Below are 17,593 nucleotides of genomic sequence, written 5' to 3' on the forward strand. Positions count from 1 at the left end.
CTCGTCGTCGGCGAGGGCCGGTAAACCCCGCAGCCTCCCGCGGTGTCTTGCTGACTGAGAGACCCGGGAGGGGCCAGATGCGAGAGGCGCATGCCACGGAGTTCGACGACTTCGTCCGTACCCGGTCGGTGGCGCTGTTGCGGGTGGCCTACCTGTTGACCGGCGACCGGCACGCGGCCGAGGACCTGCTCCAGGAGGTACTGGAGCAGATGTACGTGCGTTGGCGTCGGTTGCGCACCTCCCCGGAGGCGTACGCCCGGCGGGCCCTGGTGAACCGGTCGATCAACCGGTGGCGGTGGCGGTCCCGGCGGCCGGAGCAGGCGTTGGGCGACAACGACGGGGTCGCCCGGGACCACGCCGACGACATCGCGCTGCGCCAGGCGGTCGTCGCGGCGCTGCGTACCCTGCCGCCCCGGCAGCGCGCCGCCGTCGTGCTGCGCTACCTGGAGGACCTGTCGGTCGCCGAGGTCGCCGGGGCGCTGCGCTGCTCCGAGGGCACCGTGAAGAGCCACGCCTCCCGGGGCCTCGCCCACCTCCGGGTGGCGCTTGCCGGGTCGAGCCTCGTCCTGTCCGCCCCGACCCACACCGGGAGTGCGCGATGACCATCCAAGAGCGTGACGTGCGGGGCGTCCTGCGTCGGGTGACCGATGACCTCGTCGGCCCGCCGACCCTGCTCGACGACGTACGACGGGGTGGGCGTCGCCGGTTGCGGCGCCGTCGCGCCGTCCTGGCCGCCGTGTGCGCGGTCGTGGTGGCGGTGCCCGTCGGCGGTGCGCTCCACCTCGCGGACGGCGGGGCCGTGGCGGAGGTCGCCTCGCCGCTGTTCGACGGACCTACCCGCGGTGATCTGGCTGGCGACGGCAGGTATCTGCGGCAGGTCCGGCAGGCGTGGCGGGACGGGGCGGGGGACACCGGCTCCGATGTCGAAGGCGATCCGCACGTGGTCTGGGCGGGAAACACGCCGGCCGGGCCCGCCGCCTACGTCGCGCAGCGGGCCACTGCCACCGGCGAGGTGTGGGAGCCGGCCGGTGAGCGGATGATCGGCTATGCCGCGTTCGTCGAGCCCACCGCCGACGGGCCGCGGGTCATGACGCGGGAGACCGTGACCGATGCCGGCAGCTACGGCAGCTGGCAGGCCGCGCTGCTCGGGCCGCGACGCGACGTGCTGGTCGTGCTCGACGCCGGGAAGCCGGTGGAGTTCTCGCCGACGTTCCGGTACGCGGCCGACGGCCGGATCGAGCGCACCTTCCAGCGGGTGAAGTTCCGGGACGGGGCCGCTGTGCTGTCGGTGCCGCCGCAGCGCGACAGGGTGACCGTCGCCCTGGTCAGGAAGCCGGTCAGCGCGACGACCGCCGTCCACATCGCCAACGCGCACGACATCCTCTTGCCCGACCGGCAGGCCAGCCCACAGCGGTCGGTCACCTACACGCTGCCCGGCGCGGAACGGGTGTGGGGCGACAGCCCCGCCGCGCAGGTCGGCAGGAACGTCTACGGAACGGAAGCGCTCGCCGCCTACGTCGATCCCGGCGGCATGCACCGGGAAGGGGAATCTCCCCACCTGGTCGTCTACGGGGCGACCCCCGATGGCCGGCAGCTGCTGCTCGAGAGCCACCAGTACGACGACGATCCCACCCGCGCGATCGCCCTGCTCGCCCACGCCGGCGCGCCCTTCCAGCCGGTGGCCAGCGGATTCATCGACTGGAACGCGCCGCTGCCGGTACGGCTGCGGCTGCCCGACGGGCAGGGTGTCCTCGTCGCCGCCGAGGGCGCGGCGCTGAGCTACCGGGTCGGCGCGGGGGAGTGGCACGACGCCGGGCGCGGCGCGGCGCTGCTACCCGCCGACGCCACCGAGGTACGCGTCACCGCTACCGGCGGCACGGCCAGCACCGTCCGGGTCGACTCCTAGCCGGCCGCCGCACGACGACGGGCACCACCACCTCCGTGGCGGTGCCCGTCGTCGGCAGGATCAGCGGCGGTTGTAGCGGTACATGGTCAGCGTGCCGAAGACCACCAGGAAGCCGGCGGTCCAGAGCAGCGTCCACATGATCGCCGACGCGTCCGAGGTTCCCGACATGACGGCGCGTACCGAGGCCACCAGCTGCGTGATCGGGTTGACCTTGACGAACGCCTGGAGCCAGCCGGGCATCGTCGCGGGCTCGACGAACACGTTGCTGAGGAACGTCAGCGGGAACAGCACCATCATGCTCGCGCCCATCACGGACTTCTCGCTGCGGAGGACGAGCCCGAAGAACGTCCAGACCCAGGAGAACGCGAACGAGAAGGCCACCAGCAGGCCGATCCCGGCCAGCACGCCGGGCAGCCCGCCGTCGGGCCGGAACCCCAGCACCAGCCCGACGCCGAGGATGACCACGGCCGCCAGCACGTACCGCAGCACGTCGCCGAAGATCATGCCGACCAGCGGGGCGGGCCGCCAGACCGACAGCGTCCGGAACCGGTCGAAGACGCCCTTCTCGATGTCGGTGTTCAGCCCGACGCCGGTGTACATGGTGATCATCACGACGCTCGTCACCATGATCCCGGGCAGGAAGAACTGGAGGTAGTCGCGCGGGCTGTCGGCGAGGGCGCCACCGAACAGGTACGTGAACATCAGCACCATGATGATCGGGAACGCCGTCACGTCGAAGAGCTGCTCCGGCACGTGCTTGATCTTCAGCAGCGCGCGCCAGCCGAACGTCAGCGACGCCGACAGCGCGCCGGGCCTGGGCGGTCGCGCACCGGGCGCGAGGACGGTGGAGAGCGCCTCCGTCGAGGGTACGTAGACGGACGGGGCCCGCCCGGTCGTGGTGGCGTTGGTCATCGGGCTGCCTCCAGCTGGTCGTCCCGCTCGTCGGCCGCGACGGCGGGGTGGTCGGTCAAGGCCAGGAAGACCTCGTCCAGGCTCGGCTGACCGAGGGAGAAGTCGTCGACGACGATGCCGGCGCGCGCCAGGTCCCCGAGCGCGCGGGCCGCCTGCTCGCTGGCGTCGAGGTCGCTGCCGGCGCCGCCGACCCGCGCGGTCAGCGCGACCGGGTCGGGTGCGAGCTGCACCGGCACGCCGAGGGCCGCCTGGAGCAGCCTCTCCGCCTCCGGCCGCCGCCCGGGGTCGCGCAGCCGCAGGTGGACGGTGCCGGAGCCGACCGAGGACTTCAGCTCGCCCGGGGTGCCCTCCGCGATCACCCGGCCGTGGTCCACCACCGCGATGCGGCCGGCGAGCTGGTCGGCCTCGTCCAGGTACTGCGTGGTCAGCAGCACCGTCGTGCCGTGTGCCACGACGGCCCGGACGATCTCCCACACCTGGTTGCGGCTGCGCGGGTCCAGTCCCGTCGTCGGCTCGTCGAGGAACAGCAGGTCGGGGGTGTTGAGGATGCTCGCCGCGATGTCGATGCGCCGCCGCATGCCGCCCGAGTACTTCTTGACCTGCCGGTCGGCCGCGTCGGTCAGGCCGAACGCGGCGAGCATGCCCTCCGCCCGTTCCCGGGCGGCCGGCTTGCGGTGCCCGAGCAGGCGGGCGAGGAGCATCAGGTTCTCCAGCCCCGTCAGGTCCTCGTCCACGGAGGCGTACTGGCCGGTCAGGCTCATCCGGGCGCGCACGGTATTGGCCTCGGTGACGACGTCGTGCCCGAAGACGCGGGCCCGTCCGCCGTCGGGGCGCAGCAGCGTCGCCAGCACCCGTACCGCCGTGGTCTTGCCGGCGCCGTTCGGGCCGAGCAGCCCGTAGACGGTGCCGGCGGGGACCTGGAGATCCATGCCGGCGAGCGCCCGGGTGTCCCCGAACGACCGCGTCAGGCCCTCGGCCTCGATGGCCAGGCCGGTGGTGCGTGTCATGCTCCCTACCTTCCTCATGTGTCACACGTTCAGGAGACGTACGGGCGCGCGGCGCGGCCCTCGCGCAGGGCCAGGCCCCACCAGTGGAGCTGGTCGAGCAGGACGTCGGCTGCCCGCTCGCACCGGTCGGCCGTCGGGGGTGACGGCGCGCCGTCGAGCAGGTCGACACCGACGACGTCGCGCATCGTGACCGCGTGCAGTGCGGTGAAGACCGTCCGGAGCTGCTCGACCGCGTGCAGGCCGATGGAACCGCACCCGTACGACACGAAGCCGACCGGTTTGGCCTGCCACTCGTCGTACGCGTGGTCGATCGCCTGTTTCAACGAGCCCGGGAAGCTGTGGTTGTACTCGGGAGTGACCACGACGAACGCCTCCGCCCGCCCGACCTGCGCGACGAACGAGTCGATCGCGGGAGTCGGCTCAGCCGGGCAGCTCGGGGGGAGGTCGTGGTCGGCGAGGTCGACGACCGTCACCGCCACCTCGTCGCGCCGCCGCGCCCGGTCGACGAACCAGCGGCCGATCCGGTCGCCCGCCCGTCCCTCCCGGGTGCTGCCGATGATCACGGCGAGGCGCAGTGGCGTCATGGCTCCCCCTCCCGGCTCCGGTTCCACCCGTCGGGCGCGAGACGGCGGCCAGCGCCCCGCCAGATCTGAACTGGCGGGGCGCGATGCCGGCGGCGGGTGCTGCCCCGGGCGCCAGGGGAGGGGCGGTCCGGCGGGGTGACAGGGCGCGCCGGCGGGGAGGCGTCAGGCCGGGATGTAGTCGAAGGTGTCCGGGTTCGGTCCCGGCCGGCCGGCCTCGCCCCGGTCCAGCCCGGTGATCCGCTCCATCGTCGCGTCGTCCAGCGCGAAGTCGAAGATCCGGAAGTTCTCCTCGATCCGCAGCGGGGTGGTCGACCTCTGTCGGTTCGGCCGGTCCCGGCGGGTGGGATCAGGGCGGCCGCCATACCGGTGGTCAGGCCGGCTCGTCGAAGAGCACCGGCCAGGGGCGGGGCGCCGGCCCGGGCGGCGGCGCCGGGGGCTCCGACCCGTCGGCCAGCACCTCCGCCGCGAGCTGCCCGAACATCGGCGCGGCCGGGTGCGCGGCCCGGCGCGGCCAGGCCGCCGAGGTGCGCCGGACCAGCGGCGACCCGGCGACCGGCCGCCAGGCGATCCGGGGCTCCCGGCGCGCCGTCGCCGCCGGCTCGACGGCGACCCCGCCGCCCGCCAGCACCAACCCGAAGAGGAACTCCGGGTTTCGCGCCGGGCGGACCCGCCCCGGCGTGAACCCGTGCCGGCGGCAGACCTCCAGCAGGTGGTCGTGCCAGCCGGGCGCGGTGGCCCGGGGCGCGGTCACCAGGTCCAGCCCGGCCAGCGCCGCCAGCTCGACCTCCCGTCCCCGGGCCAGCGCCGAGGCGCGCGGCAACAGCACCCCCAGCGGTACGTCGACGGCGGCGCCGAGGCGCAGCCCGTCGTCGGTGACGGGATGGTGCAGTAGACCGACGTCCAGCCGCCCCTCGCTGAGCATCCGCTCCTGCTCGCCGCTGGTGAGCTCGTGCAGGTCCACGTCGAGCCCGGGGGCGCGCTCGACCAGCCGGTCGAGCAGCTCGCGCAGGGTCACGGCGGGTGTCTCCGGCGGCACCCCCGCCCGGAGCACCCCCGACACCCCGTCGCGCACCTGCCGCATCAGGTTGCGCAGCCGGCCCTCACCGGCCAGCAGTTCCTCGGCCTCGCCGAGGAGCAACTGGCCGGCGGTGGTCAGCCGCACCTGCCGCCGGGACCGGTCGAACAGCTCGACCGCCAACTCCCGCTCCAGGCGCTGCACCGACTGGCTCAGCGGCGGCTGGGCCATGCCGAGCCGCTCGGCCGCCCGCCCGAAGTGCAGCTCGTCGGCGACCACCACGAAGTGCCGTAGGTGCCGGAGCAGGTCCACGGCCGGACCCTACGCCAGCGCCCGCCCGCGCCCGCAACCGCGAACACGTCCGCAACCGCGACCGCGACCGCGTCCACCGTCCGCGTCCACCGTCCGCGTCCGCGACCGCAACCGCGACGCGGCGAGATCTTGGTACCGAAGCGCCCCTCGGGGGGCACTTTTCTACCAAGATCTGCCGAGCGCCGAGCGCCGAGCGCCGAGCGCCGAGCGCCGAGCGCCGAGCGCCGAGCGCCGAGCGCCGAGCGCCGAGCGCCGAGCGCCGAGCGCCGAGCGCCGAGCGCCGAGCGCCGGGCGTCGGGCGTCGGGCGCCGGGCGCCGGGCGTCGGGCGTCGGGCGTCGGGCGTCGGGCGCCGGGCGTCGGGCGTCGGGCGTCGGGCGTCGAGCGTCGGCGGGGACGGGGGAGCGGCTACCGTGCGCAGTGTGGTGGCGGAGCGGATCGTGGAGATCTTCGAGCGGGCCGGGGTCACCGGCTGTCTGCACGTCGTCGACCTCGACGCGGTCGACGGCGGTGCCGGTACGGGGGAGCCGGGCGGCCGGCGGGAGGTGGCGGTCCGGGCGGACGAACAGGTGGTGATCGCCTCGATCTTCAAGGTGCTGCTGGTGCTGGAGTTCGCCCGGCAGGCCGTCGCCGGCCAGCTCGACCCCCGGGAACGGGTCCTCGTCACCGCCGACGACCGGCTCGGCGGGTGGGGGATCGCCGGCTGCGCCGACGACGCCGAGGTGTCGCTGCGGGACCTGGCCTACTTCGCCATGTCGGTCAGCGACAACACCGCCGCCGACCTGCTGCTGCGCCGGGTCGGGGCGGACGTGCTGCCGATGCTCGCCGCCGAGCTGGGGCTGGCGCGTACCCGGATCGTCGGCGGCCCCCGGCAGCTGGTCGAGACGATGCTCGCCGACGTCGGCGCGCGTACGGAGGCGGACTTCGCCCGGATCTTTCCCACCCTGCCGCCCGAGCGGGTCCGCGCGATGCGGATGTTCGATCCCGCGCACACCACGTCGAGCACCGCCCGGGAGATCACCCAACTGCTCGGCCTCATCTGGCGCGACGAGGCGGGCCCGCCCGAGGCGTGCGCGATGGTCCGGGGCTGGATGGCGCGGCAGCTCTTCTGGACCCGGCTGGCCGCCGGTTTCCCGCCGGGCGTGCGGGTGGCCGGCAAGACCGGCACCCTGCCGGGCCTGCACCTGGAGGCGGGCGTGGCCGAGTACCCCGACGGCGGGCGGTACGCCGTCGCCGTCTTCGTCCGCGCCACGCAGCTCGCCACCCGCCGCATCGACGTGGACCTGGCGATGGGGGAGGCGGCCCGGACGGCCGTCGAGGCCCTGCGTGCCGGCTGATCTTTCGGGCGCGAGGTGCTGCCGCCGACCCGGCTGAGCTGGCCCGATATGCCGGCGGGTATCGATCGTGTCGGCCGAGGATCTTGGACCGGGCCCGGGCCGAGCTGATTGGCTCGGCACCGACCGATCAGCACCACGACGGGGAGAGTTCCGCATGCCCAACATCGACCGCCGTCGCTTCCTCCGCGACGCCGCCGCCAGCACCGCGCTGGTATCCGCCGGCGGGCTCGCCGGCGCCGCCCTGACCGGCCCGGCACACGCCGCGCCGGTCGCCGCCGCACCGGCCGGCCGTCGCAGCGGCCCGGTCAGCTTCCGCTGGTGGGGTACGTCCGCCTGGCGCATCGATGTCGGCGACCGGACCGTCCTGGTCGACCCCTTCCTCAGCCGGATCGACACGGGGCTGTTCAGGGGCGCCTTTGACCAGACCAGGAAGCTGGAGGTCCGCACCGACGTCGTGGACTCCCTGGTGGACCGGGCCGAGACGGTGCTCGTCACGCACACCCACTGGGACCACTACATGGACGTGCCGCACATCGCCGGCCGCACCGGCGCCCGGGTCTTCGGCACGCTGACCGCCTACCACCTCGGGCTGGCGTACGGACTGCCGTCGGGGCAGCTCAGCCCGGTGCGCGGCGGGGAGGTGCTGGACTTCGGCGCGTACACCGTGGAGGTGGTCAGCTCCCTGCACAGCCGCAACAAGTCGTACTCGATGGCCTTCCCCGGCGTACGGGTCAGCCAGCCGGCGAAGCCGGAGACCATCGCCGACCTGCCCGAGGGCGACACCCTCGCGTACCAGCTGCGGGTGCCCGGCGGCCCGTCGGTCTTCTTCATGGGCGCCAGCGACTTCGCCGAGCGGAACCTGACCGGGCTGGCCCCCGACGTGGCCATGCTGGCGCTGCCGAGCACCACGGTCACCGCCGACTACGCGGAACGGCTGCTTGACGCGCTGGACCGGCCGAAGGTCGTGGTGCCGGTGCACTTCGACAACTTCGAGACCGAGCTGCGCAACCCCGTGCCCATGGCGCCGACGGACCGCGAGCGGCTGGATGCGTTCCTCGCCGCCATCCGCCGGGTCTCCCCGCGCAGCCGGGTGATCGTGCCGGAGTACCACACCGCGTACCACTTCTGAGCAACGCGCGGCGGGCCGCGGGCAGCAGCCCCGGCCCGTCGTCGCGCCCCGGCCGGCCGCCGACGCGGGACCGGGCGCAGAGGGCTCAGCCCGTCGACATCCCGGCCAGTGCCCGCACCGAGCGCCAGTTGCGGGTGGTCGCCACCACGCCGAGCTTCTTCTCCAGGTGGTTGTTGGTGAACCTCGACCGGCCGTAGCCGCCGTCGGGATAGTGCAGGTAGACCTCGCGACCGGCGACCGAGAACGCCAGGTTCTCGCCGTCGGGCACGGTCAGGGCGGCCACGGCGGCCGGGTCGGGCGCGGTCGCGAGGAAGACCACCAGCAGCCGCGTGGGGTCGTCCTCCCGCCCGGCGTACGGGTTGCCGCCGGCCACCGCCGCCAGTTCCCGACCGCTGCGCACCAGCACCGGCACCGTCAGCCCCAGCTCGTCGGCGATGGCCCGCTCGATGCCCCGGGCCAGCGCGTCGGCGTCGCGCACCGTGCTGCCGAAGACCACGTTCCCGCTCTGCAGGTACGTCTGCACGTCCTGGTGGCCGAGGCCGGTGACCAGCCGGCGCAGGTCGGCCATGGCGACCTTCGCGCCGCCGACGTTGACCCCGCGCAGCAACGCGACCCACCTGTCCACACGACCTCCTCGACCCGCCGGTACGGGCCAGCCTAGGGCGTGGTCGACGTCGGTCGCGGCCGTCGTCGCCGGGGCGGGCCCGATGCTCCGCACATCGCGCTGGAGTGCCGGGTCCGTGATCCGTACCATCGGTTCTCGACAGCGGCCCCCGGCAACGGGTGCCGCGAGCGGAGCGGGACCACGGACACCGGCATGCGGGCTCATGCCGGTCGACCGGCGTGCGACCGCCTCCGCGAGAACCTCGCCCAGCGGTCCGCGCGCACCCATCCGTACCGGAAGGACACCGCCATGCGCGCTCCCTGGACGCGCCGTCACCGCCTTCTGCCGGGGCTGTTGGCCCTGGCCTGCCTCGCCACCGTCGCCGTGGCCGCCGCCGTTCCACTGACCAGCCCGCCCGCCCGCGCCGCCGACCCCGTCGTGGTGCTCGACGCCACCTTCGAGGACGGCACCACCCAGGGCTTCCGGCCCCGGGCCGGGGAGACCGTCGCGGTCAGCACCGCCGTCGCCCACGGCGGTACCCGCAGCCTGCTCGCCTCCGGCCGCACCGCGAGTTGGCAGGGCCCCGCCCTCGACCTGCTCGACGAGATGGTCAAGGGCACCCGCTACACGCTGACGGTGTGGGTGCGGCTCGCCGCCGGCCAGTCGCCCTGCCAGGTCCGGCTCAGCGTGCAACGCGACTCCGGCGGCACCTCCGCCTACGACCAGGTGGTGGGCGACACCGCCGTCACCGCCGACGCCTGGGTCCGGCTCACCGGCACGTACGTGCTCGCCCACGACGTCGACGGGCTGTCGGCGTACGTGGAGACCGCCAGCGGCACCGCCGACCTGCACATCGACGACTTCACCATGGCGTACCAGCCGACCAAGCCGGTGCAGACCGACATCCCGGCCCTGCGTGAGGTGCTGGCCGCCGACTTCCCGATCGGGGCGGCGATCGGCAACCGGCAGATCATCGGCGACCAGGCCACCCTGCTGCGCCGGCACTTCGACACGGTGACCCCGGGCAACGCGCTCAAGTGGGACGCCACCCAGCCGGCCGAGGGCACCTTCCGGTGGGCCGACGCCGACGCGCAGGTCGGCTTCGCCACCGACAACGACCTGGCGGTACGCGGACACACCCTCGTCTGGCACCAGCAGACTCCCGCCTGGGTCTTCACCGACACCGACGGCACCCCGCTGACCTCGGACCCGGCCGACAAGGCCCTGCTGCTGTCCCGGCTGGAGGCGCACATCCGCGCGGTCGTCGGCCGCTACGGCGACGCGATCGGGGTGTGGGACGTCGCCAACGAGGTGATCGACGAGAACCAGTCCGACGGGCTGCGGCGCAGCCGCTGGCACGAGATCAGCGGGCTGGACTACCTGCGCACCGCGTTCCGGGTGGCCCGGGAGGTCGCGCCGACGGCCAAGCTCTACATCAACGACTACAACACCAACGTGCCGGCCAAGCGCGACAAGCTGCGCGACCTGGTGAGCCAGCTGCGCGCCGAAGGGGTGCCGATCGACGGCGTCGGGCACCAGATGCACGTCAACGTCCAGTGGCCCTCGATCGCCGAGACCGAGGCGATGCTCCAGGCGTTCGTCCCGCTCGGGGTGGAGCAGCAGGTCACCGAGATGGACGTCAGCATCTACGTCAACAACAACGAGTCCTTCCCCACCCCGCCGGCCGACCGGCTGCTGACCCAGGCGTACCGCTACCGGGACCTGTTCGCCCTCTACCGCCGCTACGCCGACGAGCTGACCTCGGTGACCCTGTGGGGGCTGGCGGACGACGACACCTGGCTCGACACCTTCCCGGTGGCCCGCAAGGACGCGCCGCTGCTGTTCGACACGGAGCTCCAGGCCAAGCCGGCGTACTGGGGGATCGTCGACCCGACCCGGATCAACCCGACCCCGACGCCGACGGTCAGCCCGACGGTCTCGCCGACCGTCAGCCCGACCGTTTCGCCGACGGTCACGCCGACCACGGGGCCGGACGCCTGCCGGGCGACGTACACAGTCTCCAACCAGTGGCCGGACGGCTTCCAGGCGAGCGTCAGGATCACCAACACGGGCGGGCGGGCGCACGACGGCTGGACGGTGCGCTGGCGGTTCCCGGACGGGCAGCGGATCAGCCAACTCTGGAACGGCACGGTCCGGCAGGACGGCGCGGACGTGTCGGTCACCCCCACGTCCTGGAACTCCGCCCTGCCCGCCGGCGGGACGGTCGAGTTGGGCTTCCTCGCCGGTTGGTCCACGAGCAACGACCGCCCGGTCGGCTTCACCCTCGACGGACTGGCCTGCACGACCGGCTGACCCACCAGGCCCGTCGTGCCGCCACCCGACCTGCCCGCCTCCGGTCGGTGGCCAGCCGCCGTACCAGCGCAATGGTCACCGTGTCTGATGGAAGGGCCGTACCCGAGGCGTCAGCGGGGGGACGGTGGGCGATGGCCGGGCCGGGCAGGTCCGGCCATCGCCGTGCCCGGTGCCCGGACGGCGCGGCGGAGCCGGGCCGGGATCCCGCGGATGCCGGCGACGCCGTCCGCTCCGGTCCGCCGTCAGAGCCGGCGGATGGCGGCGGAGGCGAGGCGGAAGCCGATGGTGCGGTCGACGATGCGGGCGACCAGGTCCGCCTTCCGCAGCCCGGCGACGCCGCGCAACTCCAGGCTCGCGGCGAGCACCCGCAGGTCGCGGGCGGTCCAGCCGGAGAGGTACGCCGTACCGTCGTCGCGGCGGGACATGGACGCCAGCGCGGCCCGGGCCGCCACCGGGTCCGGCGCGGACGCCGCCCGCCGGGCCGACGGGCGCGCGGGGGCCCCGCCCCGGCCGGTGGACGCGGCGGCCGGGTGCCCGGCGGGGGTGGTTCCGGCGGGCGGTGGGGCCGGGTCGACCGGTACCACCGCGAGCCGGGCCCGCCCCTCCGCCAGGGCGGCGAGGTCGGCGGCGGGCAGCCCCCGGAGCAGCGCGGTCACCAGAGAGGCGACGTCGCGGGTCGGGTCGGTCACGCCCCGGTCCGCTCGGGCTGGAGGTGGTCGAGGAACTCGGTGGCGAGCCGGCGCAGCTCGTCGCGGACCGCCGGGGTGGCGATCCGGTCGCGGAGCACCACAGGCACGCCGCGCGGGGTGTTCGTGGCGAACACGGTGACGTTCTCCCGCAGCGGGGTGGGGAAGACCGGCAGGCCGAGCGCCCGGACCTGGTCCATGTAGCCCTGGTGGGCGGCGATCGGCCGCTGCGCCATGAGCTGGATCATCGTGAACACCACGCCGGCCACGTCGGGGGCCACCTTGTGGTGCCGGCGGGTGGTGGCGAACCGGCGGGCGTCGGCGTTGTACTGGTCGACCAGTTCCCGGACGTTGCCGTGCAGGTAGTCGATGCCCAGCGTGGACAGGTAGTCGGCCTTCGCCGGGATGAGCAGGTGGTCGCTGGCGATGATGGCCGACTGGGTGACCACGTTGAAGTTCGGCGGGCAGTCGATCAGCACCATGTCGTAGCCGCCGAGCGCGTCGTCGTGCAGCCCTTCGGCCAGGGAGCCGCGCACCCGGAACAGCTCGGCGTCGTACTCGTCGCCGTCGGCCACCGCCCGGGCCAGCGCCAGGTCGATGTCGACGAGCTGGAGGTGGGACGCGATCAGGTCGAGGCGGCCGGCGCCGCTGAGCCGCGCGTTGGCCGGGCCGGGGGAGACGACCAGCTCGCCCAGGGTCGTCGCGGGGGTGTCCCCGCGCAGGCCGTCGTACCAGCGCTTCACCGTCCGGCCGTCGCGCAGCCGGTCCCGCCAGTCGTCGGGATCGTAGAAGCCGAAGGTGAGGCTGGCCTGCGGATCGAGGTCGATGAGCAGCACCTTCATCCCGCGGTTGGCCAGCTCGGCACCGAGGTTGGCGGTCACGGTGGTCTTGCCGACCCCGCCCTTGTAGTTGATAACTGATACGACGTACACCGGCACCTCCCCAGACCGGGAACGGTAGCGGGCGGGTGAAGCGGCGCGACACCCGCTCCGGCGGTCCGCCTTCACACGTACCTGCACCGGCACCGCTGTTAGAGTCTGCGCTGCTCTTGGGTCGGGGGTGGGAGGGGGGCGACGGTGGTGGTGCCGTTCCGCGACGCACTGTCGCAGATGCTCAAGGCGCGCTTCCCGGTCCTCTACGTCGAGTCGTCCGAGGAACAGCGGGTGGTCGCCGAGGTTTGCGCCGTCGCCCGGGACGCCACCCTCGTCCGCACGCCCCGGGCGGTGTGGACCTGGTCGCTGACGACGGGGCTCGTGCAGCCCGACGGCGTCGCCCGCAAGGGCACCACCGACCCGGACGACGCGCTGGCCGCGGTGCTGCGCCTCGACCACCCCAGCGTGCTGATCTTCAAGGATCTGCACCCGGCGCACGGCAGCAGCGACCGGCCGGGCACCCCCGGCGTGGTCCGCCGGCTGCGGGACGTGGTGGCGGCCTTCAAGGCCGGCCCGGTGCCGCGCACCCTCGTCCTGGTCTCGCCGGTGCTGCACATCCCGGTGGAGCTGGAGAAGGACGTGACGATCGTCGACTTCCCGCTGCCCACCGAGACGGAGATCCGGCGGGTGCTCGACGGCATGATCGCCGCCAACTCCGCCGGCGGCCGGATCCGGATCGCGCTGGACGACCTCGGCCGGGAACGGCTCGCCAAGGCGGCCCTCGGGCTCACCCTGCACGAGGCGGAGAACGCGTTCGCCCGCGCCATGGTCAACGACGGCGTGCTCGACGGCAGAGACCTCGCGGTCGTGCACGAGGAGAAGCGGCAGACCGTACGCAAGTCGGGGCTGCTGGAGTTCGTCGACCCCCCGGTCGACCTCGCCGACGTCGGCGGGCTGGAGAACCTGAAGCGGTGGCTGGCCAAGCGGGACGGTTCCTGGCTGGCCGAGGCGGCGGCGTACGGGCTGCCCGCGCCCCGGGGCGTCCTGATCACCGGCGTGCCCGGCTGCGGCAAGTCGCTGACCGCGAAGGCGGTCGCCTCGGCCTGGGGCCTGCCGCTGCTGCGGCTGGACGTCGGCCGGGTCTTCGCCGGGCTCGTCGGGTCGAGTGAGCAGAACATGCGCACCGCCATCCGGACCGCCGAGGCGACCGCGCCCTGCGTGCTGTGGGTCGACGAGATCGAGAAGGGCTTCGTCGGCGGGGCCAACGACTCCGGCACCTCCGCCCGGGTCTTCGGCTCCTTCCTGACCTGGATGCAGGAGAAGTCCCGGCCCGTCTTCGTCATCGCGACCGCCAACGACTTCGAACGGCTGCCCCCGGAACTGCTCCGCAAGGGGCGCTTCGACGAGATCTTCTTCGTCGACCTGCCGACCCGCGCGGAGCGCGCGTCGATCTGGCGGGTCCACCTCGCCCGGCGGCTGCGCAACCCGGCCGTCGCCGGTGCCCTGACGCCCGACGACGCCCTGCTCGGCGAGCTGGCCGGGCTCAGCGAGGGCTACTCGGGGGCCGAGATCGAGCAGGCCGTCGTCGGCGGGCTCTTCGACGCCTTCGCCGAACGGCGTCCGCTGCGCCGCGACGACCTGGTCCGGGCCCTGGTCAGCATGGTGCCGCTCAGCGTCACCCAGGCGGAACGCATCGACGCCGTGCGCTCCTGGGCCGACGCCCGCGCCGTCGCCGCCACGGCCGCCGAGGACTGGGACCTCGGCGGTCGTCCCGCCGGCCCGGGCGGCTCCCGCCCCGGCGGTCCGGGACAGCAACGGGGGCAGGGCGGGCGAGCGGTCGAGTTCTAGTCTGTGGGTCGACACCGAGGGAGGGGGCCCCGATGAGCGTCTCACTGATACTCCTGCCGCTGGCCGTCGCCGCCGTCGCCGCGACGCACGCCGCGACCGCCGGACGGGACGGACAGGGGCGCGTCGTCTGCCAGGTGCAGACCCGGATGCGGGACGAGACGCTGCTCGTCACCGCGCTGCGCGACACCGGCGCGGTGGTCACCACCGAACCGGACGCGATCATCGCGGACTGGGCCGACGTGCGGGCCGGCTTCCGGCGCGGCGAGGACGGCATCTGGTCGGCGCACTTCACGGGCGAGGTCGACGAGCCGCGGGCCGTCGAGGCGGTCCGGGCCATCGACGCCGCGTACGGGCGGCAGGTCCAGCGGGCCGTGCTGGAGCGGCTGCGCGAGCAGGCCCCCGCCGCCGGGCTGCGGCTGGAGTCCGAACAGGTCACCGAGGACGCGAGCGTCCGCCTGGTGTTCGCCGTCGAGGGCAGGTCGTGATGGGCGGGCAGCCGCGGATCGTGGTCACCGTGACCAGCGAGGGCGTCGTGAGCGCCGAGACCAGGGACGTGCTCGGCGACGGCTGCCTCGACTACATCGCCGTGCTGGAGGACCTGCTGGCGGCCCGGACGGTACGCAGCGCGTACACCGCCGACCGCGACCGCGCCGCCGTGCCCGAGCGGCAGGAGCAGCGCGATGTCGAGCGCGCCTAGCCCCGGCTGGCCGCCACCGGCCGTCCCCCGGCCGAGCGCGACGTGGCAGGTGTTGCAGAGCTGGTGGCTGTTGCTGCCCGTGCTCGGGTGCAGCTGCCTCGGCGGCCTCGGATTCATCTACGTGGGCCTGCGGGCCCAGCGCGCGGCGTGGTGGCTCCCCGGCATCTTCTACACCGTGGTGGGCTCGGCGGCGTTCCTCGTCGTCGGCGAGTCGGACCAGGAGAGCGCCCTCAGCGACTGGGCGGTCGGCGTGCTCCTGGCCGTGTGGATCGCCAGCATCCTGCATGCCGCGCTGATCAATCCGGCGTGGCTGCGCTGGCTCACGGACCGCCGCGCCAGGTTCGCGGCGACGCCGTGGCCCGGCGGCGCGTACCCGCTGGCCCCGCTGCCCGGGGCGGCTCCCGGCGGCCCGAACCCCCATCCCTACCCGGGCATGTCCCCGACGTATCAGCCCGGCTCGACGGCGGCCTACCCGTCCCCGACCTACCCGCCGGGGTACCCGCCCGCGTCGCCCGCCTATCCGCCGGGGTCGCCGGCGTACCCGCCGGGGCCGTCGTCCTACCCGCCCGCGTCGTCCTACCCACCGGGGTCGTCGTCCTACCCGCCAGGGTCGCCGGCCTATCCGCCCGCGTCGTCAACCTATCCGTCGGGGTCGCCGGCGTACCCGCCCGCGACGCCGGCGGGGCATCCGCCCACGTCGACGGGGTATGCACCGCTGGCGGCCGACCCGACGTTGGCGCCGGCCGTCGACCCCTTTCCCACCGGGCCGATCACGTCCCTCGCGTGGCAGCCGGACGCGCCGGCCCCGGGGCAGCCGGACGCGCCGGCCTCCGGGCCGCCGGTAGGTTCGCCGATCGACGTCAACGCGGCCGGGCCGGGCGACCTCGCGGCGCTGCCCGGCTTCGACCCGCAGCGCGCCCGGCAGGTGCTGGCCGAGCGGGAGCGGCGCGGGTCCTTCGGCAGCCTGGCCGAGTTCGCCGCCGCCGCCAACCTGGCCCCGCACGAGTACGCGCGCCTGCGCGACGCCGTGGAGTGCGTCCCGCCCGCCGGGCCGGCGCCCGACCGGCCGCCACCCGGCCGGGTCCTCGATGTCTGACGACGGTCCGGGGCCGCGCCCGCCGGTGGGGGTGGAGACGGTGGCGGTGGCGCGGTTCCTGGCCGCCACCCGCGCCGAGGGCCCGGGCGAGCGGACCGCCGTCTGGGTGCAGGGCTGCGCCATCCGCTGCCCCGGCTGCTTCAACCCGCACCTGTGGAGCTTCCGCGGCGGGGAACGGGTCGCCCCCGCCGACCTGGTGCGCCGGGCGCTCGACGCCGGCACCGAGGGGCTGACCCTGCTGGGCGGCGAGCCCTTCGACCAGGCAGCCCCGCTGGCGGCCGTCGCCGACGGGGTACGCGCCGCCGGGCGTTCGGTGATGACCTTCACCGGCTACACCCGGGCGCAGCTGCACCGGGCGGTCGACGTCGGCCGGGACGACGTCGCGGCGCTGCTGGCGGCGACCGACCTCCTCGTCGCCGGGCCGTTCCTGGCCGATCGGATCGACACCCGGCGGCCGTGGGTGGGTTCCACCAACCAGGAGTTCGTGCTGCTCGGCGACCGCTTCCCGGGACTGCTCGACGAGGTGTCGCACAGCCCGGACCGGGTCGAGGTGACCGTGGACGCCGCCGGCCGGATCGCGGTGAACGGCTGGGCCGAGGTCGACGCCCTCGACGAACTGCTGGCGTCGGTGACCACCCCCCGGCCCCGGCCCGCGGGCGCATCCCGACGGGGATAGCCGCGCCGGTCCGGCCGGGAGCGCCCCGTGCCGGGCCGCGGCACCCGGGGCTTACTCGGCGATCGGCAGCACGACCTCGTTGTGGCGCAGGAACCACGGCATCCACGGCGGATCGAAGCGCGCGTACCGGACCGCGCCGGTGGGGCGCAGCCCGGCCGCGGTGACCGCCCGGCCCAGCGCGGTCGCCCGCCGGTCGAACGCCCGGGCCGTCCAGCGGCCCGCGAAGCGCGTCGCGGCGGCGAGCTGTTCCGGGACGACCCGGGTGCGCACCCGGGGGTCCGCCGGCTCGGGCAGCGTGTCGGCGGTGAGGCCCGCCGGCATCACGAGCCACACCAGCCAGTGGCCCGGCCGGTCCCCCTCCTCCTGCACGAACGGGGCCGTCATCGCGATCGTCTGCGGGCCCGTCTCCCGGGCGGTCGACCGCCGCGCGCGGTTGGCACCGCGCAGGTACGCGCCCAGCGGCCGGAAGGCGTCCCGGGCGGCCTGCTCGAACGCGCCCTCCGCCCGCACCTCGGCGACCAGGTGGGCCGGGTAGCGGCGCAGCTCGAAGCCGGGGTGCCGGGCCACCACCCGGTACGGCTGCTGCTCGGTCATCGCGCGC

At 74.6% G+C, this 17,593-nt stretch carries 18 protein-coding genes; 10 read left to right on the plus strand and 8 right to left on the minus strand.

Features of this window, described 5'->3' with window-relative positions; genetic code table 11:
• The first annotated feature begins 77 nt into the window (after positions 1 to 77).
• A complete protein-coding gene (locus tag RM555_RS15530) occupies positions 78 to 602 on the plus strand; it encodes a SigE family RNA polymerase sigma factor (protein WP_132233744.1) in 525 nt (174 codons plus the stop codon).
• The gene (locus RM555_RS15535; protein ID WP_311412404.1) at positions 599 to 1,906 is read left to right on the plus strand and encodes a hypothetical protein; all 1,308 of its coding nucleotides are present in this window, start codon (positions 599 to 601) and stop codon (positions 1,904 to 1,906) included. The genes RM555_RS15530 and RM555_RS15535 overlap by 4 nt, the downstream gene beginning before the upstream one ends.
• Positions 1,907 to 1,966: 60 nt before the next feature.
• On the opposite strand, the gene RM555_RS15540 is transcribed toward RM555_RS15535, so the two are convergent.
• The 4 genes from RM555_RS15540 to RM555_RS15555 all read right to left on the minus strand — a co-directional run bounded on the left by RM555_RS15540 (position 1,967) and on the right by RM555_RS15555 (position 5,736).
• Positions 1,967 to 2,818 carry an ABC transporter permease gene (locus RM555_RS15540; RefSeq protein ID WP_311412405.1) on the minus strand — a complete coding sequence of 284 codons (852 nt, stop codon included), beginning with the start codon at positions 2,816 to 2,818 and terminating at the stop codon, positions 1,967 to 1,969.
• Positions 2,815 to 3,825: an ATP-binding cassette domain-containing protein gene (locus RM555_RS15545; RefSeq protein ID WP_311412406.1), complete on the minus strand. Its 1,011-nt coding sequence runs from the start codon at positions 3,823 to 3,825 to the stop codon at positions 2,815 to 2,817. The genes RM555_RS15540 and RM555_RS15545 overlap by 4 nt, the downstream gene beginning before the upstream one ends.
• Before the next feature lie 29 nt (positions 3,826 to 3,854).
• Positions 3,855 to 4,409, minus strand: coding sequence for an NADPH-dependent FMN reductase (locus RM555_RS15550; protein WP_311412407.1), 555 nt, complete (start codon positions 4,407 to 4,409; stop codon positions 3,855 to 3,857).
• Positions 4,410 to 4,779: 370 nt separating this feature from the next.
• Positions 4,780 to 5,736, minus strand: a complete 957-nt coding sequence (locus RM555_RS15555) for a LysR family transcriptional regulator (protein WP_311412408.1) — start codon at positions 5,734 to 5,736, stop codon at positions 4,780 to 4,782.
• A 411-nt stretch (positions 5,737 to 6,147) separates the two neighbouring features.
• Here RM555_RS15555 and RM555_RS15560 point away from each other — a divergent pair, with 411 nt between their 5' ends.
• Entirely contained in the window at positions 6,148 to 7,071 is a 924-nt protein-coding gene (locus tag RM555_RS15560; protein WP_311412409.1) for a serine hydrolase, read from the plus strand.
• A 154-nt stretch (positions 7,072 to 7,225) separates the two neighbouring features.
• On the plus strand, positions 7,226 to 8,200 hold the full coding sequence (locus RM555_RS15565) for an MBL fold metallo-hydrolase (protein WP_311412410.1): 975 nt from the start codon (positions 7,226 to 7,228) through the stop codon (positions 8,198 to 8,200).
• A gap of 85 nt (positions 8,201 to 8,285) precedes the next feature.
• Here RM555_RS15565 and RM555_RS15570 read toward each other — a convergent pair whose 3' ends face one another.
• The gene (locus tag RM555_RS15570) at positions 8,286 to 8,825 is read right to left on the minus strand and encodes a DUF1697 domain-containing protein (RefSeq protein ID WP_311412411.1); all 540 of its coding nucleotides are present in this window, start codon (positions 8,823 to 8,825) and stop codon (positions 8,286 to 8,288) included.
• A gap of 288 nt (positions 8,826 to 9,113) precedes the next feature.
• Between RM555_RS15570 and RM555_RS15575 the strand changes: the two genes are divergently transcribed.
• Entirely contained in the window at positions 9,114 to 11,117 is a 2,004-nt protein-coding gene (locus RM555_RS15575) for an endo-1,4-beta-xylanase (protein ID WP_311412412.1), read from the plus strand.
• A 242-nt stretch (positions 11,118 to 11,359) separates the two neighbouring features.
• On the opposite strand, the gene RM555_RS15580 is transcribed toward RM555_RS15575, so the two are convergent.
• Positions 11,360 to 11,806 carry a Rho termination factor N-terminal domain-containing protein gene (locus tag RM555_RS15580; RefSeq protein ID WP_311412413.1) on the minus strand — a complete coding sequence of 149 codons (447 nt, stop codon included), beginning with the start codon at positions 11,804 to 11,806 and terminating at the stop codon, positions 11,360 to 11,362.
• Complete coding sequence (locus tag RM555_RS15585) at positions 11,803 to 12,735, minus strand: ParA family protein (protein WP_311412414.1); 933 nt, start codon at positions 12,733 to 12,735, stop codon at positions 11,803 to 11,805. Before RM555_RS15585 ends, RM555_RS15580 begins: the two co-directional genes overlap by 4 nt.
• Before the next feature lie 144 nt (positions 12,736 to 12,879).
• On the opposite strand from RM555_RS15585, the gene RM555_RS15590 reads away from it, so the two are divergent.
• The 5 genes from RM555_RS15590 to RM555_RS15610 are packed head-to-tail and all read left to right on the plus strand — an operon-like array spanning position 12,880 to position 16,992.
• On the plus strand, positions 12,880 to 14,523 hold the full coding sequence (locus RM555_RS15590; RefSeq protein WP_311412415.1) for an AAA family ATPase: 1,644 nt from the start codon (positions 12,880 to 12,882) through the stop codon (positions 14,521 to 14,523).
• A gap of 32 nt (positions 14,524 to 14,555) precedes the next feature.
• Positions 14,556 to 15,008 (plus strand): hypothetical protein, encoded by a 453-nt coding sequence (locus RM555_RS15595; RefSeq protein WP_311412416.1) that lies wholly within the window; start codon positions 14,556 to 14,558, stop codon positions 15,006 to 15,008.
• Positions 15,008 to 15,220: a DUF2997 domain-containing protein gene (locus RM555_RS15600; protein WP_132233770.1), complete on the plus strand. Its 213-nt coding sequence runs from the start codon at positions 15,008 to 15,010 to the stop codon at positions 15,218 to 15,220. The genes RM555_RS15595 and RM555_RS15600 overlap by 1 nt, the downstream gene beginning before the upstream one ends.
• Positions 15,204 to 16,316 carry a ComEA family DNA-binding protein gene (locus RM555_RS15605; protein WP_311412417.1) on the plus strand — a complete coding sequence of 371 codons (1,113 nt, stop codon included), beginning with the start codon at positions 15,204 to 15,206 and terminating at the stop codon, positions 16,314 to 16,316. The genes RM555_RS15600 and RM555_RS15605 overlap by 17 nt, the downstream gene beginning before the upstream one ends.
• Positions 16,309 to 16,992 (plus strand): 4Fe-4S single cluster domain-containing protein, encoded by a 684-nt coding sequence (locus RM555_RS15610; protein ID WP_311412418.1) that lies wholly within the window; start codon positions 16,309 to 16,311, stop codon positions 16,990 to 16,992. The genes RM555_RS15605 and RM555_RS15610 overlap by 8 nt, the downstream gene beginning before the upstream one ends.
• A 51-nt stretch (positions 16,993 to 17,043) precedes the next feature.
• Here RM555_RS15610 and RM555_RS15615 read toward each other — a convergent pair whose 3' ends face one another.
• Positions 17,044 to 17,586: an SOUL family heme-binding protein gene (locus RM555_RS15615; protein WP_311412419.1), complete on the minus strand. Its 543-nt coding sequence runs from the start codon at positions 17,584 to 17,586 to the stop codon at positions 17,044 to 17,046.
• Between the last annotated feature and the right edge of the window lie 7 nt (positions 17,587 to 17,593).

Origin of the sequence: Micromonospora reichwaldensis (genome assembly GCF_031845925.1) — a bacterium.
Classification (GTDB): domain Bacteria; phylum Actinomycetota; class Actinomycetes; order Mycobacteriales; family Micromonosporaceae; genus Micromonospora; species Micromonospora reichwaldensis.